The following is a 14,927-nucleotide window of genomic DNA, read 5'->3' on the forward strand; positions in this document are numbered from 1 at the left end:
TGGGCGGAGGCGTAAATATATACCTTTTTGGACCTTAGGTATCCGCGAGCATTGGCGCGACCATGCGGACCCGGGAGGCTCATGTGAAAATAGTAGCATGACACGTCGTCGGTCGAAGATGGGAATGTAGATTAGTTTTATCCGTATCCGACCTCACCAAGGGCTCCCCCTGTTTTGCCTAACCATCTATAAAGCAATATATTAGGTACAAGATTCACTTCTCCTCGGGGCGGGGAACTTTTTCTTCATGGAGTCGTTAAGAAAATACTTTACAAACCGGTAAAGATTTGTAGATTGCAGATAACTTTGACGATGAATTGGATTGAAAGGCTCTATTAACGAGAGATTATGAGAATATCTGCGATAGAAGAGTACGGACTTCGCTGCCTCGTCACGCTGGCTCGCGAAGGGACCAAGGGGATGTTGTCGATTGCCGACATGGCAGAGCGCGAGGGTCTGTCCGTGCCTTATACTTCCAAGCTGCTCTCCATCCTCAGGAAGGCCGGTCTGGTGACCGCAGAGCGCGGGCGTGGCGGCGGGTTTTCGATCGCGCGCGACCCGGCCGAGATCGACCTGTACGAGGTGATAACGGCGCTGGGCGGGCCGATCATCGACCCGGACCATTGCAGCCGCTTTTCGGGCCAGCGTGAGGAGTGTGTGCATGCCGAAAACTGCACAGTCCACGATGTGCTCGGGGGTCTCGCCGGGTACATACAGGAGTTTCTGTCGCGGACGACAGTGGCGGACCTGATCGCTACGGAGCCGATCATTGAGCTGCGGCCCCGCGGTGAGCGGGTCGAAGCGCGAGCGATCCCGGCGACGCCGAAAGTCGCCCGTCAGGCGAACAGTTTCCAGCCGGATGCAGAGAATTGAGTCGTAGTAACGATAGAGGAAGGATTCGATGACCGAGAAACACGCTTTGCTTTCGTTTACTGATATCCACGTCGAAGTGGAAGGCAAGGAAGTTGTCAAAGGGGTATCCCTGACGATCAACGCAGGCGAGACGCATGCGATTATGGGCCCGAACGGGTCCGGGAAATCGTCGCTTTCGCAGGCGCTCATGGGGCATCCGTCTTATGCGATCACCAAGGGCGACGCCTTTTTGGGCGGCCAATCCCTGCTGGAGATGGAGCCTGACGAGCGGTCGCGGGCGGGGCTGTTCCTTGCGTTTCAGTACCCGCTGGCCATTCCGGGTGTCACGGTGGCCAATTTCATGCGGTCGGCGCTGCAGTCGCATCGCGGCAAGGACGCCGACATGTCCGATTTCCGGAGCCTGTTTAAAAGAGAAATGGACGCGTTGGGGATCGATCATTCGTTTGCTACTCGCTATCTAAACGAGGGATTCTCCGGGGGCGAGAAGAAACGGGTCGAGATTTTGCAGATGGCGATGCTGCAGCCGACAGTCGCGATCCTCGATGAGACCGATTCGGGTCTCGATATTGACGCCCTCAAGACCGTTGCCGAGGGTATCAATCGCTTTCACACGGACAGCAACGGAATACTGCTGGTGACCCACTATCAGCGCTTGTTGAACTACGTCAAGCCGGACTACGTGCACGTCATGATGGGCGGTCATCTGGTCAAGTCGGGCGGGCCCGAGCTGGCGCTTCGGCTCGAAGAGCAGGGCTACGATTGGGTCGCCGCAGAGGCAAATCAGAAAGTTGAGGTCTAGATATCATGGGTGACGCAGCGCAGAGACAGAGAGAAGATCTGTCCCAGCTCAACAACGACTACGCCACCCGCTACGGGTTCCGCGACCCGGTGGACTATTTCCACAAGGGTGCCCGCGGTATAAATCACGAAGTCGTTGAGATGATCTCGCAGATGAAGAAAGAACCGCGCTGGATGTCGGACATTCGTCATCACGCATTGGACGTCTTTCTCGCGAAGCCGACCCCTCAGTGGGGCAACAGCAAGCTGCTCAATGAGATCGTGTTCGAGAACATATTCTATTTCATGAAGCCCATCGAGCAGCAGGGCAAAAGCTGGGACGACGTCCCGGAGTATATCCGCAAGACGTTCGACCGGCTGGGTATTCCCGAGGCCGAGAAGAACTTTCTCGGCGGGGTTTCGGCGCAGTACGAATCCGAGGTCGTCTACCATTCGATGCGTGAGGATCTCAAGAAGCTCGGAGTCGTTTTCCTCGATATGGACTCGGGGCTGCGGGAATACCCTGAGATCGTGCAGAAGTATTTCGGGACGGTTATCCCCACGGACGACAACAAATACGCGGCGTTGAACACATCGGTGTGGTCGGGCGGTTCGTTCATCTACGTACCGCCGGGCGTCGATGTCGCAATTCCGCTGCAGGCCTATTTCCGCATCAACGCCGAGAACATGGGGCAATTCGAACGGACGCTGATCATCGCCGACAAGGGCTCGCGCGTTCATTATATCGAGGGGTGCACGGCGCCGGTGTACTCGACGGATTCGCTGCACTCCGCAGTGGTCGAGTTGATTGCGCTCGAGGATGCGTCCATTCGATACACAACGATTCAGAACTGGGCTCGCAATATTTACAATCTGGTCACCAAGCGGGCGACCGCTCACAAAAACGCTACGGTGGAGTGGGTGGACGGCAATCTCGGTTCGCGCCTGACGATGAAATACCCCTGTATCCAGCTTGTCGGCGAAGGTGCACGCGGCGAGATATTGTCGGTCGCGTTCGCCGGGCAGGACCAGCATCAGGACGCCGGCGCAAAAGTGATTCATGCGGCGCCTAATACGTCGTCGCGAATCACCTCGAAATCGATCTCCAAAGACAACGGCCGGGCTTCGTATCGCGGCCTGGCGAAGATACACAAGAACGCGACCAACGCGAAGATCTCGGTCGAGTGCGACGCGCTGTTGATCGGCGACGATGCCCGCAGCGATACGTACCCGACGATGGAGATCGACAACGATCAGGTCCGGGTGGAACACGAGGCGCGCGTTTCCAAGGTGGCGGAGGAGCAGCTGTTCTACCTGACCAGCCGCGGCCTGACCGAGGATGACGCCCGTCTGCTGATCGTAAACGGCTTCATGGAGCCGTTCACGAAAGAGCTGCCGCTGGAATACGCGGTGGAATTGAACCGGCTGATCGAACTTGAAATGGAAGGATCGATAGGCTGATATGGCAAGCAACATCACGCAGGAAACTCGATACACGATTCCTGAAATAGCCAGTCCGGCGCTCGAGCGCGGGCCGCTGTGGATCCGCGACATTCGCCGAGCGTCACTTGAGGCGTTCAATTCGACGCCTGTCCCCCGCCGCGGGCTGGCGCTGTGGCGGTATACCGATCCGGAGACCTTCCTGATCAGGTCCGACGTCATGGACACTGCGTTCGGCGACCATTTCGATGAGGCCGAGTCAATCGAGACGAAGCACTTCGAAGACGGAACGCTCGACGGCCTGGTGATCGACCACGGTGGGCGTCGGATCGACGTCCGGTTGTCCGGCCATTCGGCGCGTAACGGAATCGTGATCATGGCGCTTTCGGACGCGATCGAGACGCATCGCGAGCTGGTGGAGCGACACCTCTACCAGGCGGTCAACTCCCGCACGGGGAAGTTCGAGGCCATGAACGGCGCGCTGTGGAACGACGGCGTATTCGTTTTCATCCCTGATAACAAGACCGTGGAGCGGCCGATTCACCTCATTCGCGAGGCCGGCCGAGCGGGTTCGGCATCGTTTCCGCGCCTGCTGGTCGTGGTCGGCGCCAACGCCGAGGTAACATTGGTCGACGAATATGCGGGCGGAGAGCGTACTTCCGAACACGGTCTTGCGTACACGAACGGCGCAGTGGAGATATTCGGCGGGCCGGACAGTCGCACGCGCTATATCTCGCTTCAGCGTCAGGCTGAGGGCACGATTTCTTACCTGACGCACCGTGCCCGGATCGGCACGGGGGCCAGTATGCTCACTGTCCCGTTTGCGTTCGGGGCGTCGATTTCCAAGCAGAATTTCGGCGTGGACCTCAACGGCGAGGGGGCCACCAGCAAGATGGTCGGTCTCGTGTTCGGTAACGGTCGTCAGCACTTTGACAATCACACGCTGCATCACCACACGGTCGGGCAGACGTTTTCGGACATCGATTTCAAGGTGGTGCTGCGAGGCAAGTCCCGGTCGGCGTATACGGGTCTGATCAGGATCGATCATCACGCCAAATCATGCGAGGCATATCAGGAGAATCGCAATCTCCTGCTGAATCGCGGCACGAAAGCCGAGACCATTCCGGAACTGGAGATTCTCAACGAGGACGTCAGCTGCAGTCACGGTGCGACAGTCGGACCGATCGACGACATGCAGGTCTTCTACCTCATGGCGCGCGGCATCCACTATCAGGAGGCCGTTCGGATGGTGGTTTCGGGCTTCGTGCGCTCGTCGATTACGGCAGCCCCGGCCGATTTGCAGGAGCGGCTGAGCAGCGTTATCAGCGAACGATTGGGAGACCTCTGATCGATGACCGGGTTCGTGAAGGTGGCGACAGTCGAAGAGGTTCCGGAAGGAACGTTCAAGAAGATCGAAGTTGAATTCGAGCGTCTGGTTCTCGTTCACACGGCCGACGGGTATTTCGCCCTGGCCGACGAGTGCACGCACGACGGGGAGCCGATCAGTTCGGGGTTCCTCAAGCGTAATGAACTGATCTGCAGTCGCCACGGAGCGCGGTTTGACGTCCGCAGCGGGGCGGTCACCCGTCCCCCGGCGCTCGTCCCGCTGGAGACGCACGAGGTGAAGGTCGAAGGAGACGAGATCTTCGTCAGGCTGGCTGAGTAAGAGGGTGTAACACGGTGACGGATATGACATCGCAGTCGCACAACGACCCGGCGGCGGTTCATCCGCCGGTACCGGGAATCGACGTCGAGCAGATCAAGGCGGATTTCCCGATCCTCGCCCAGGAGATAAACGGCAACCGGCTCGTCTATCTGGACAGCGCGGCGACATCGCAGAAACCGCGTGAAGTGATCAACGCCTTGCTGGAGTACTACCGCAAGACGAATGCAAACATACATCGCGGTCTCCACACGCTGGCCGAGCGAGCGACCGAAGCATACGAAGCGACGCGTTCGCACACGGCTCGTTTCATTGGCGGCGTGCAGCCGGAGGAGATCGTTTTCACGCGCGGGACAACCGAATCGATCAACCTGGTTGCCTATACATGGGGCGAGCAGAATATCGGTGAGGGCGACGAGATTCTCGTCTCCGAGATGGAGCACCATGCAAACTTCGTCCCGTGGTTCGAACTGGCCCGGCGCCGGAAGGCGGTCTTCCGCAGACTCCCGATTACCCTGTGCGGTCATCTCGACCTCAGCACGATTGACACGCTGATCAACGGGCGGACGAAGCTGGTGGCGGTGTCACACATGTCAAACGTGTTTGGCACCGTGAATCCGGTCGGCCGGATCGCGCGACTGGCGCATGAGCGAGGGGCGCTCGTGCTTGCCGACGGAGCGCAGGCGGCGCCTCATCTGCCGATTGACGTTAAGGCGCTCGACGTTGATTTCTACGCGTTTTCTTCACACAAGATGCTTGGTCCCACCGGTGTGGGCGTGTTATACGGCCGTCGCGAACTGCTTGAATCGATGCCGCCGTTCAACTTCGGCGGAGAAATGATCAGCCAGGTGGGATTTGACCGGGTGACGTTTGCGGATCTGCCGCACAAATTCGAGGGCGGTACGCCCAACATCGCCGATGTGGTCGCGTTTGACGCCGCGCTGTCGTATCTCGAGCGGATCGGGATGGAGAAGGTTCACGAGCACGAGACGGCGATCACACGTTATGCGCTTGACCGGTTGTCCGAGATTCAGGGGCTGGAAATCCAGGGTCCGCAGGATACATCGGAACGCGGCTCGGCGATCTCGTTCACGGACCCGGACATTCACCCGCACGATATATCGACTTTTCTGGACTACAAGGGGATCGCAATCCGAGCCGGTCACCATTGCGCGCAACCGTTGATGAAATTCCTCGGAAAGGTTGCGACAGCGCGGGCGTCGTTTTACATTTATAACGACAGGGCTGATGTTGACGCCCTGGTTGACGCACTTCGCGACATGAGGAGATACTTTGGCGTATGATGCCGCTCGATGAGATGTATCGCGAGATTATACTCGACCACTACCGGTCGCCCCGTGGGCGTAAACCGCTTGATGCCGCCACTCTCACGGCAGAGGGGCATAATCCGTCGTGCGGCGACGATATACGTCTGGAGATCGAACTGAAGGACAACATCCTCAAGGACGTCCACGTCGACTGCAAAGGCTGTGCTATCTCGGTGGCATCGGGTTCCATGCTCGCCGAAGCCGTCAAGGGAAAGACGTTTGCCGAAGTGTCCGAACTGGCCAGGATGATTCGACTCATGCTCAAGGGCGAGCTTGACGACCCGCCGGGCGATATCGGGGATCTCGGCGCCCTGGCCGGCGTACGGCAGTTCCCTGTCCGAATCAAATGCGCCCTGCTGGCCTGGGTGACCCTCATCGAGGGGTTGGACAAATACGCCGGCGGACATCCGGACGGCACCATCGTGGTGACGTCGGAACACGACCACGACTCAAAGAAGACGGAGTAGCGTCGAAGAAGCATGCCTATACCCACTACCAACCAGATTATCGAAGCGCTCCGGCCGGTGCAGGATCCCGAAATCCGGATCGGTGTCATCGATCTCGGCCTTATCTATGATGTCGCCGTAAACCAACAGGGAGAGGCGACAGTGAAGATGACGCTGACGACTCCAGCCTGCCCGTACGGCGAGATGCTGATGACGGACGTACATCGGGCCGTAGAAGATCTCGACGGGATCTCCAAAGTGGAGGTCGTCCTGGTTTGGGATCCGCCGTGGGATCCGAAGGAAATGTGTTCCGATCTTGCCAAGGACCAACTGGGCATCTGGTAGGCGCCCGGCGGCGCGTCTTGTCCGCCTTCTCGGCCCGGACAATGCGGCCTATCGTACAAACCTCCAAGAATGTGTTTGCCTTCAGCGGCCGATCGGCGTATATCAGTAACCTATCGAGTCGTGAGTTGTTTTATGGACACTGCGGCTACACGATAATCTGCGTCGGATTCATTCATGGAAAACGAGAAAAACAACTACGATCTGTCATCGTTGCGAATCGATCGCAGCAAGAAATTCAACGATCGCCCGAAATCCCGGATTTGGCTCTGGGGGGGTCTGGCCGTCATCGGCGCCGCGACAGTGCTGGCATACTTCTCACTCAGGGAGTCGGTGACACCGGCACAAAGCGTGCAGATAGCCTCGGTGACACGAATGACCGGTTCCGATGCGGCGGCTGAGTTGGTGGCAACCGGATATGTTGTAGCTCAGCGCCTGGCCGAAGTTGCGTCGAAGGGCACGGGTCGGCTGGCTTTTATCGGATTTGACGAGGGTGACGTGGTCGTCAAAGGCGAGGTGATCGCCCGACTCGAGAATGAGGACATCAAGGCGAACCTGGACCTGGCGCGGGCCCGGCTGGCGCAAGCGACCGTGGACACGCTCAACCTCGGACGGCAGTATCGTCGACAGGTGGCTCTTCGTGATTCAGGCGCCGTGACACAGGAGATGATGGAATCGGCGGAGTCCGCGTATCTTGGGTCGCTGGCCGCGGCGAAAGCGGCCGAGGCGACGGTGCGGATCGCTGAGGTCGATCTCGAAAACACGATCATTCGGGCGCCGTTCGACGGCACGGTGCTGACGAAGAACGCCGAGGTCGGCGAAATCGTTGCACCCTTCGCGTCGTCCGCGTCATCGAAGGGTTCCGTGGTAACTCTTGCCGATATGACGTCGCTGGAGGTTGAAGCCGACGTCAATGAGTCAAATATCAACAAAGTGATTCCCAATCAGCGGTGTGAGATCGTACTAGATGCGTACCCGTCGGTACGGTACAAGGGATACGTAAAAAAGATCGTACCGACGGCCGATCGGTCGCGCGCGACTGTCCTGACGCGGGTAGCGTTTGCCGAAATCGACGATCGAGTTCTTCCGGAAATGTCGGCGCGGGTGAACTTCTTTGTCGAGAATGGCGGCCCCGATGCGCAGGCAACGGCGCTCACGGTTCCGGACGAGGCTGTCACTTCGAGAGACGGCAAGACGGTGGTATTTCGGATCGTGAACGACGTCGTGAGCGAGGTGACCGTGGAAACCGGGCGTGATCTTGGGTCGCGCACGGAGATACTCAGCGGACTGGGCGAGGGGGACCGGGTGGTGCTGTCGCCTCCGGGCAAACTGACCGACGGGCAGAAGATCACCGAATCACCGTAGTTTGGATGACCACAAAGGAGCGCTATGGCAGAGCCGATCGTTCAACTCACTTCCGTATTCAAGTCCTATTACCGGGGACGGTTGGAAATCCCGGTCCTCCACGACATAAGCCTCACGTTTCGCGAAGGTCAGTTCGTCGCGCTCATGGGGCCGTCCGGATCGGGCAAAACGACCTTGTTGAATCTGATCGCGGGAATCGATCGTCCGTCGGCGGGCCAGGTGACGGTCGCCGGAGAAGATATCGACCGGCTATCGGAATCGGATATGGCGCGATGGCGGGCCGAGAATATCGGCTTCATTTTCCAGTTCTACAATCTCATGCCGGTGCTGAATGCGTTTGAAAACGTGGAGTTGCCGCTGCTATTGACCCGCCTGAGCCGGTCTGAACGCCGGCAGCAGGTGGAGACGGCGCTAAACATCGTCGGACTCGGCGACCGGATGGACCACTACCCCAACCAATTGTCGGGTGGACAGGAACAGCGGGTCGCCATCGCCCGAGCAGTGGTCACCGATCCGCGCTTGCTGCTGGCCGACGAGCCGACCGGTGATCTGGACAAGCAGTCCGCCGAGGACATCATGGAGCTGCTGTCGCGCCTGAACCGGGAATTCGGCAAAACGATCATCATGGTGACGCACGACCCGCGCGCGGCGGAAGCCGCGCAGGTGGTCCAGCATCTCGACAAAGGTGAACTGGTCGACGCATGAGGCTGTTGAAGATCATTTATCGGAACACGCTGCGGCACTGGCTGAGGACATCGCTGACGGTTTTTGGTCTGGCTATCGCCGTGGTGGCGTTCATTGTCATCAGGACGACGATCGACGCCTGGTACGCGCAATCCGAAGCGGCATCGCCCGACCGACTGGTAACCAGGCATGCGGTTTCACTCACGTTCTTTCTTCCCCTTGCGTATGCGAGCCGAATCGAGGACGTCGATGGAGTGAATATGGTGTCGCATGCCAGCTGGTTCGGCGGCATTTATGTGGAGCCCAAGAACTTCTTTGCGAATTTCGCGGTCGATCATACGACGTACCTCGATTTGTATCCGGAGTTTCAGTTGTCCGACGAGGAGCGCACCGCCTTCATGAGCGAGCGCAACGCGGCGGTTGTCGGGCGCAAGCTCGCGGATCGATTCGGCTGGCAGGTGGGCGACCGCGTCCAGCTGCAGGGCACTATTTTCCCGGGGGACTGGGAGCTGGTAATTCGGGGGATCTACACCGGCGCGCGTGAAAACACCGACGAAAGCAGCATGCTGTTTCGATGGGATTTTGTCGACGAGCGGATGCGCAGCGAGTCACCGGGGCGTGCCGGCTATGTCGGGACATTCATCGAGCGTATCGACGACCCTTCGCGGGCGGCGGATATTTCGTCGAAGATCGACGCGCTTTTCCTGAATTCGATCGCTGAGACGAAAACAGAGACCGAGGAGGCGTTCAACCTGAGTTTCGTAGCCATGGCGGGGTCGATCGTTCTCGGACTGAAAGCCATCTCGATTCTGGTGATCGGCATCATCCTGCTCGTGCTCGGAAATACGATGGCCATGACGGCCCGGGAGCGGGTTTCGGAGTACGCGGTGATGAAAACGCTGGGATTTCGGCCCATTCATATCGTGGGGCTCATATTCGGGGAATCCCTGTTTATCGCCGCCATCGGCGGAGGGTTGGGCATTCTGCTTGCGTTTCCGCTCGGTGCGCTGGTGCAAATCGCCTTGAGTGCTTTTTTCCCGGTGTACAACATTGCGGTCGTTACGGTGCTCCTGGCTTCACTCGCGGCGTTTGTGGTCGGGCTGCTCGCGGCGGTCTTCCCTGCGATTAAGGCGGTCCGGACACCAATAGTTGACGGACTGAGAATAGTCGATTGAGGACATAGTATGCGTTTGCTCGCGGCATATTCGTTTCGCAACGTCATCGCGCGTCGGTTGACATCGACGCTGACAATCATAGGCGTGGCGCTGGTGGTGTTTGTTTTTTGTGCCGTACTCATGCTTTCACATGGGCTCAGGCAGACGCTTGTGGATACCGGCTTCGATGACAACGCGATTATCATCCGCAAGGCGTCTCAGACCGAGATACAGTCAATTCTTCCCCGAGACATGGCAAACGTCGTTCGCGCTGATCCCGCAATTGCACCGGCGCCGGACGGCGGTCCATTTGCCTCGGGGGAACTGATGGTACTGATAAATCAGCCGAAGCGGGGAAGCAACGACCCGAGTAACGTTCCGATACGCGGCGTCAGCCCCAACTCCATGACCATTCGTCCCAATATTGGCCTTGTGGAAGGACGGATGTGGAAGCCGGGGACGTCGGAGATCATCGCGGGTGCGAAGGTGGCACGAAACTTCCAGGGATGCGGTCTCGGCGAATCCGTACGATTTGCGTCGCGGGACTGGACGGTGGTGGGTGTATTTGAAACCGACGGATCCGGTTTTGAGTCGGAACTCTGGGGAGACTATGAGCAGCTGGCGCAGGCGTTTCAGCGGCCCATCTTTTCCTCTATCACCGTTCGGGTGCCCGGAGAAGCGAAGTTTGCGGCTCTCAGAGAACGACTCGAGAACGACCCGCGCGTGACTGTCGACGTCAAGCGCGAGAAGGAGTACTACGCCGAGCAGTCCAATTTCACTCGCACGTATATCAACGTGCTGGGGCTGATCATCTCCGTTATCTTTGCCGCGGGTGCGACAGTTGGCGCCATGATCACGATGTATGCAAGTGTCGCGGGCCGGACCACGGAGATAGGAACACTGAGGGCGCTTGGCTTCTCGCGATTCACGGTTTTGCTCACGTTTCTCGTTGAAAGCATATTCATGGGACTTATCGGCGGTTCGTTCGGCGTGCTTGCCGCGACGTTTCTGCGTCAGTTCGAAGTATCCACGACCAATTGGGACACGTTTGCGGAGCTGGCATTCGGTTTCGAGACGTCGTGGGGGATTGTTGTGGGCGGGTTTTGTTTTGCAGTTGCCATGGGAGTGGTCGGGGGCTTCCTGCCGGCGCTGCAGGCGTCACAAGTCCGTATCATTGAGGCGCTTCGCGCGAAGTGAGGGGTGGTCCGTCGGCGACGGGCCGGGTTCAACTGGACATTGTGGGTCTACAGGCCGAGTGCGGCGTAGCGCACAATGCATTGTCACACAATGTTATACGGGTACCTGTACGAATGGAGGTTCCGGCAGTCTATTGATCGGTGCAGACGTGCACGTGTCTAATAGCTTGCTGAATGTCTCCGAATTGTTTAGATTTTATTGTCCGCGCGCACACACCAAACCACGACAACGTGAATATTGATCGCCACATTCCTTACGGGATGTAGTGCTGTTGAAGAGACATGGACTACAGAAATCGCATAGTAGGCGCTCACGGTCATCACTGGATAGCCAGGTTTGTTGATCGGCTCGGTGGACGCGAACCACGAATGGCGCGCCCGAACCGATGCCAGGAGACATTTGTCGACGAATCGCTCCCTTCAGGGATCTTCTGCATGCACAGTCGCGGGGCACGTCTGATAGCACGCGTACGGTCAGGGTTTGGTCTTGCTGAGTATGACCGGCATGACAGCGCGGGCAGAAGGACCTGTCCGGCATGCGGTCGTCTGGATTGGTCCGAGGCAGTTGTCGCACGAGTGCTGACGGTGATGTTTGCGGATGGTGATTCGCACGAGTACGTGTTTCCCGCGCTCGATCGGAAGGCGTGTTACTGCATGTCCGAAACGGCGCTTCATATATACCGGCATGATACGATCATCTCATATTCGCTGGAACTGGTAGAGGCCGTCAACTTCGGCACGCGAGTGGATGCGCCGGAGCCTGCGGAAGTACTCGCGGCGGAACGAATCATCGCCGGAATTTCGCGCTGAAGTCTCGGCGCGCGACCGGACGGCCCCTGCAAGCGATCCTCTCCCCTACCGCCGCATCAATTCCTGAACGGCCCGCCGGCGTCGGTACGATCTCAGCACCGCTCCGAGAATGATCACCATTCCCGCCAGGCCGCCGGTATACAGAATGGCATGGCTCACCCACGACAGCACTGACTCGGTGAAACTGGTCAGGGGTAGTTTGCCCAGCCGGGACAGATAGACGGGCAGCTCGAACGATCGGCTCACGACACACACGAGGATAATCAGTCCTGTCGTGAGGCGGAGAATCCGTTCTTTGAGGATGCGGGTGCCGTAGGTCCCAAAATAGACTCCAATGAGGGACCCTGTCAGAAGCAGGGCGACCAGCCGCAGGTCGACCATGCCGTCCCAGGCGTACGCAACAGCACCGCCCGCCTGCATGAATATGGCCAGGAACAGCTGAGTGCCTGCGGCAACGACGGTCGGGACGCCGAAGGCGTAGATCATGGCGGGAACGCCGACAAATCCGCCGGAACCGATGGCTCCCGCCAGGAACCCGGTCATCAGGCCGACGGCGGACACCAGCCAGAAAGAGATCCGTACGTCGGCGGTCGGGAAGTAGATCATGGGAGGGATCTTCAGATGCGAGAGGAATTCGGCGATCCGTGTAGACGGTCCGCGGTTGTCTTTTGCCGACGCATCTTTCAGCATACCGAGCGAGACGATACCGAGTACGCCGACATACACGACGCTGATATAGAGGTCGCTTGCCGCCGTGCCGGTTGCGGAAGTCGCCTGACTCGCATAGAAGCGGGTATTGAGCCAGACGGCAAGCCCGGTACCGATCAGCGCCGAGAACAGCATATATATGCCGAGCTTGCGATCGACATGGCCAAGCTCGCGATGCTTACCCGAACCGATCAACGCTTTTCCGAAGCGTTGTGTCAAACTCGTCCCCACCGCGATGACGCCGGGTACACCGAGGTTCATCATGCCGGGCGTCATAAAAAACGCGCCGCCGATACCCATGAATCCGCTCAGCACACCGCCGACAAACCCGAGCATGATAACGCGCAGGGCCGTGATGAGGTCGATGGTTATATAGGTATCGGGCGACATGATCGCGGGGATTCCTCCAGCAGTCGACTATTCGAATCGTGCGAGTTTCAGGATCACCTTCACGGCCGAGCCCCAGAGCCACGCATAGCCGGCCGTACAAACAACCACAGACAGGCCCGCCAGCGGTCGAAACCACATCGTGTCGCTCGTCCGCAGCACGCGGAGCAGGTCCTGCTGATGAGCGAGCAGGAGCCAGACCACGGCCGTCGAGAGCAGCACCACCGCTGCGAGCCGAAGAGTGTCGAGCGTTGAGAACCTGACCTTCTGGGAGATCTCCTCCGTCGTGACGACGGGAACGTGCAGCCGATAGGAGAACCGGCGCGCAAGTTGGTCGCGCAGCCGGGTGCGAATCGCCGCCGAGCGGTTGAGAAACAGTTCGCCAAGCACGACCATCGATGCGACTCGTGACGATTCGAGATGGGACAACAGCCAGTCGGCGGATCCGTAAAATGTCGCCACGCCGGCCGAGCGGCACTTTTCGCAGAGAATGGCGGCGCACTCGGCCAGATCGTCGCCGGCTTCGATCACGGCGCCGTCGGGTGGCTCCGGATGGATCAGATCGTGCACTTCGATACCGACCTCTTCCTCATGCGACGTGGAGGCGTCGAAGAAGTCCGCGCCCGGCGTTGCATCGGGTCCGGCGAGCCGCAACAACTGAACGGCGTTATCGGACCGATCGGCGAGCGTACATACGTCCTGAAGGCTGGGGTCGGCGCGTTTGAATCGGTCCTGTACGAAAAGTATGACACCGGCGGCAAGCGTGATACGCACATCGGTAACGCCCGGAACCGATTCAAGGACGTCGCGAACAGCCGGCATCTGTTCGGCATCCTGCGGCCGCCCGACTACCGTCAGGATGCCGGCATGGGCCCCGATCTTGACGGACAGGTGACGCGTGCGGTCGTCGTGCAGCAGGCGGTAGTGCGCCAACGACGCGAGTCGGAGATTGAGCAAAGATGAACGGGCGGCGTCCCCGAACTTGAACTCGGGCAGGCCGGCCATGGTCTTGACTTTATCCAAGGCGTGGTTTATCCCGGTCTGCGATATGTTGACGAGCACGTCGTAGTAAAACAGATCACGCCAGTCTACGTGGTAGAGGAAACGCGACCAGCGGTCACGGTCGAGGTCGACATGGGCGATATACTCTTTGGCCTCACGGTAGGATTTGCCCATGGTGTGCATGACGACATGGGTACGGAAGTCGGTGTCGGCTACAACCCGGACGCGCAGGATGTTCGGTACGCCGCTCAGCAGCATGTGTCCGGCGTGCCCGTCGTAGACGACCCCGCCCTGTAGAACTTTGTCGCAGAGCTGAACCCGCACACAGGCGAGGTAGGCGAGGCGCTCCTGTGCCATTTCCTCATACAGGAGCGGGGGTTTATGAATGGCTTCCTGCAGCAGGTCTACCGGCACGCCACAGCGCTTCGCCTCTTCGGCGAGTTGCTCCCGACTCACATACTGCCAGCCGAGTTCATCGGCCAGTTTCTGAGAGAGTTCGTGCCCCCCGCTGTAGGTGCCGCGCGAAACGGTTATAAGTGACATCTGAGCACACTATCCTCCGTACGCCCGGCCGGTCCGCCAACCGGCATATTGAGCGCCTGAATTGGGCAATAATACACACGACAGTCGTAAAAATCAAAGAAACAAAGGTCCTTCCGGTCGGCAAGACGGCGGTCGAGAAGATATTTGTTGATTTTAGGGGCCGTAAGCGTTCACTAGTGCCAGTTCGTAGGACCATTCGCGCCGAGAAC

At 58.9% G+C, this 14,927-nt stretch carries 15 protein-coding genes; 13 read left to right on the plus strand and 2 right to left on the minus strand.

What is annotated here, in order from left to right:
• The first annotated feature begins 348 nt into the window (after positions 1 to 348).
• The 13 genes from RBT76_06420 (at position 349) to RBT76_06480 (ending at position 12,078) form a co-directional block, all read left to right on the plus strand.
• On the plus strand, positions 349 to 873 hold the full coding sequence (locus tag RBT76_06420; protein MDX9857404.1) for an Rrf2 family transcriptional regulator: 525 nt from the start codon (positions 349 to 351) through the stop codon (positions 871 to 873).
• Between the two features lie 28 nt (positions 874 to 901).
• Positions 902 to 1,672, plus strand: coding sequence for a Fe-S cluster assembly ATPase SufC (gene sufC, locus RBT76_06425; GenBank protein MDX9857405.1), 771 nt, complete (start codon positions 902 to 904; stop codon positions 1,670 to 1,672).
• 5 nt (positions 1,673 to 1,677) lie between these two features.
• Positions 1,678 to 3,111, plus strand: coding sequence for a Fe-S cluster assembly protein SufB (sufB, locus tag RBT76_06430; protein ID MDX9857406.1), 1,434 nt, complete (start codon positions 1,678 to 1,680; stop codon positions 3,109 to 3,111).
• Between the two features lies 1 nt (position 3,112).
• Positions 3,113 to 4,438, plus strand: a complete 1,326-nt coding sequence (sufD, locus tag RBT76_06435) for a Fe-S cluster assembly protein SufD (GenBank protein ID MDX9857407.1) — start codon at positions 3,113 to 3,115, stop codon at positions 4,436 to 4,438.
• A gap of 3 nt (positions 4,439 to 4,441) precedes the next feature.
• Complete coding sequence (locus RBT76_06440) at positions 4,442 to 4,756, plus strand: non-heme iron oxygenase ferredoxin subunit (GenBank protein ID MDX9857408.1); 315 nt, start codon at positions 4,442 to 4,444, stop codon at positions 4,754 to 4,756.
• A 23-nt stretch (positions 4,757 to 4,779) separates the two neighbouring features.
• On the plus strand, positions 4,780 to 6,057 hold the full coding sequence (locus tag RBT76_06445; protein ID MDX9857409.1) for a cysteine desulfurase: 1,278 nt from the start codon (positions 4,780 to 4,782) through the stop codon (positions 6,055 to 6,057).
• Positions 6,054 to 6,548, plus strand: a complete 495-nt coding sequence (locus tag RBT76_06450; GenBank protein MDX9857410.1) for an SUF system NifU family Fe-S cluster assembly protein — start codon at positions 6,054 to 6,056, stop codon at positions 6,546 to 6,548. The genes RBT76_06445 and RBT76_06450 overlap by 4 nt, the downstream gene beginning before the upstream one ends.
• Before the next feature lie 12 nt (positions 6,549 to 6,560).
• Positions 6,561 to 6,872: an iron-sulfur cluster assembly protein gene (locus RBT76_06455; protein ID MDX9857411.1), complete on the plus strand. Its 312-nt coding sequence runs from the start codon at positions 6,561 to 6,563 to the stop codon at positions 6,870 to 6,872.
• Positions 6,873 to 7,046: 174 nt separating this feature from the next.
• Positions 7,047 to 8,234 (plus strand): efflux RND transporter periplasmic adaptor subunit, encoded by a 1,188-nt coding sequence (locus RBT76_06460; protein MDX9857412.1) that lies wholly within the window; start codon positions 7,047 to 7,049, stop codon positions 8,232 to 8,234.
• Positions 8,235 to 8,258: 24 nt separating this feature from the next.
• Complete coding sequence (locus RBT76_06465) at positions 8,259 to 8,939, plus strand: ABC transporter ATP-binding protein (protein ID MDX9857413.1); 681 nt, start codon at positions 8,259 to 8,261, stop codon at positions 8,937 to 8,939.
• Complete coding sequence (locus tag RBT76_06470) at positions 8,936 to 10,093, plus strand: ABC transporter permease (GenBank protein ID MDX9857414.1); 1,158 nt, start codon at positions 8,936 to 8,938, stop codon at positions 10,091 to 10,093. Before RBT76_06465 ends, RBT76_06470 begins: the two co-directional genes overlap by 4 nt.
• A 9-nt stretch (positions 10,094 to 10,102) precedes the next feature.
• Positions 10,103 to 11,269 (plus strand): ABC transporter permease, encoded by a 1,167-nt coding sequence (locus RBT76_06475; protein MDX9857415.1) that lies wholly within the window; start codon positions 10,103 to 10,105, stop codon positions 11,267 to 11,269.
• A gap of 281 nt (positions 11,270 to 11,550) precedes the next feature.
• Complete coding sequence (locus tag RBT76_06480; protein ID MDX9857416.1) at positions 11,551 to 12,078, plus strand: hypothetical protein; 528 nt, start codon at positions 11,551 to 11,553, stop codon at positions 12,076 to 12,078.
• A gap of 45 nt (positions 12,079 to 12,123) precedes the next feature.
• Here RBT76_06480 and RBT76_06485 read toward each other — a convergent pair whose 3' ends face one another.
• On the minus strand, positions 12,124 to 13,176 hold the full coding sequence (locus tag RBT76_06485; protein MDX9857417.1) for a sulfite exporter TauE/SafE family protein: 1,053 nt from the start codon (positions 13,174 to 13,176) through the stop codon (positions 12,124 to 12,126).
• A 27-nt stretch (positions 13,177 to 13,203) separates the two neighbouring features.
• Positions 13,204 to 14,718 (minus strand): cytidylate kinase-like family protein, encoded by a 1,515-nt coding sequence (locus RBT76_06490; GenBank protein ID MDX9857418.1) that lies wholly within the window; start codon positions 14,716 to 14,718, stop codon positions 13,204 to 13,206.
• Between the last annotated feature and the right edge of the window lie 209 nt (positions 14,719 to 14,927).

Source organism: Candidatus Zixiibacteriota bacterium (genome assembly GCA_034003725.1).
In the GTDB taxonomy this organism is placed as follows: domain Bacteria; phylum Zixibacteria; class MSB-5A5; order GN15; family FEB-12; genus WJMS01.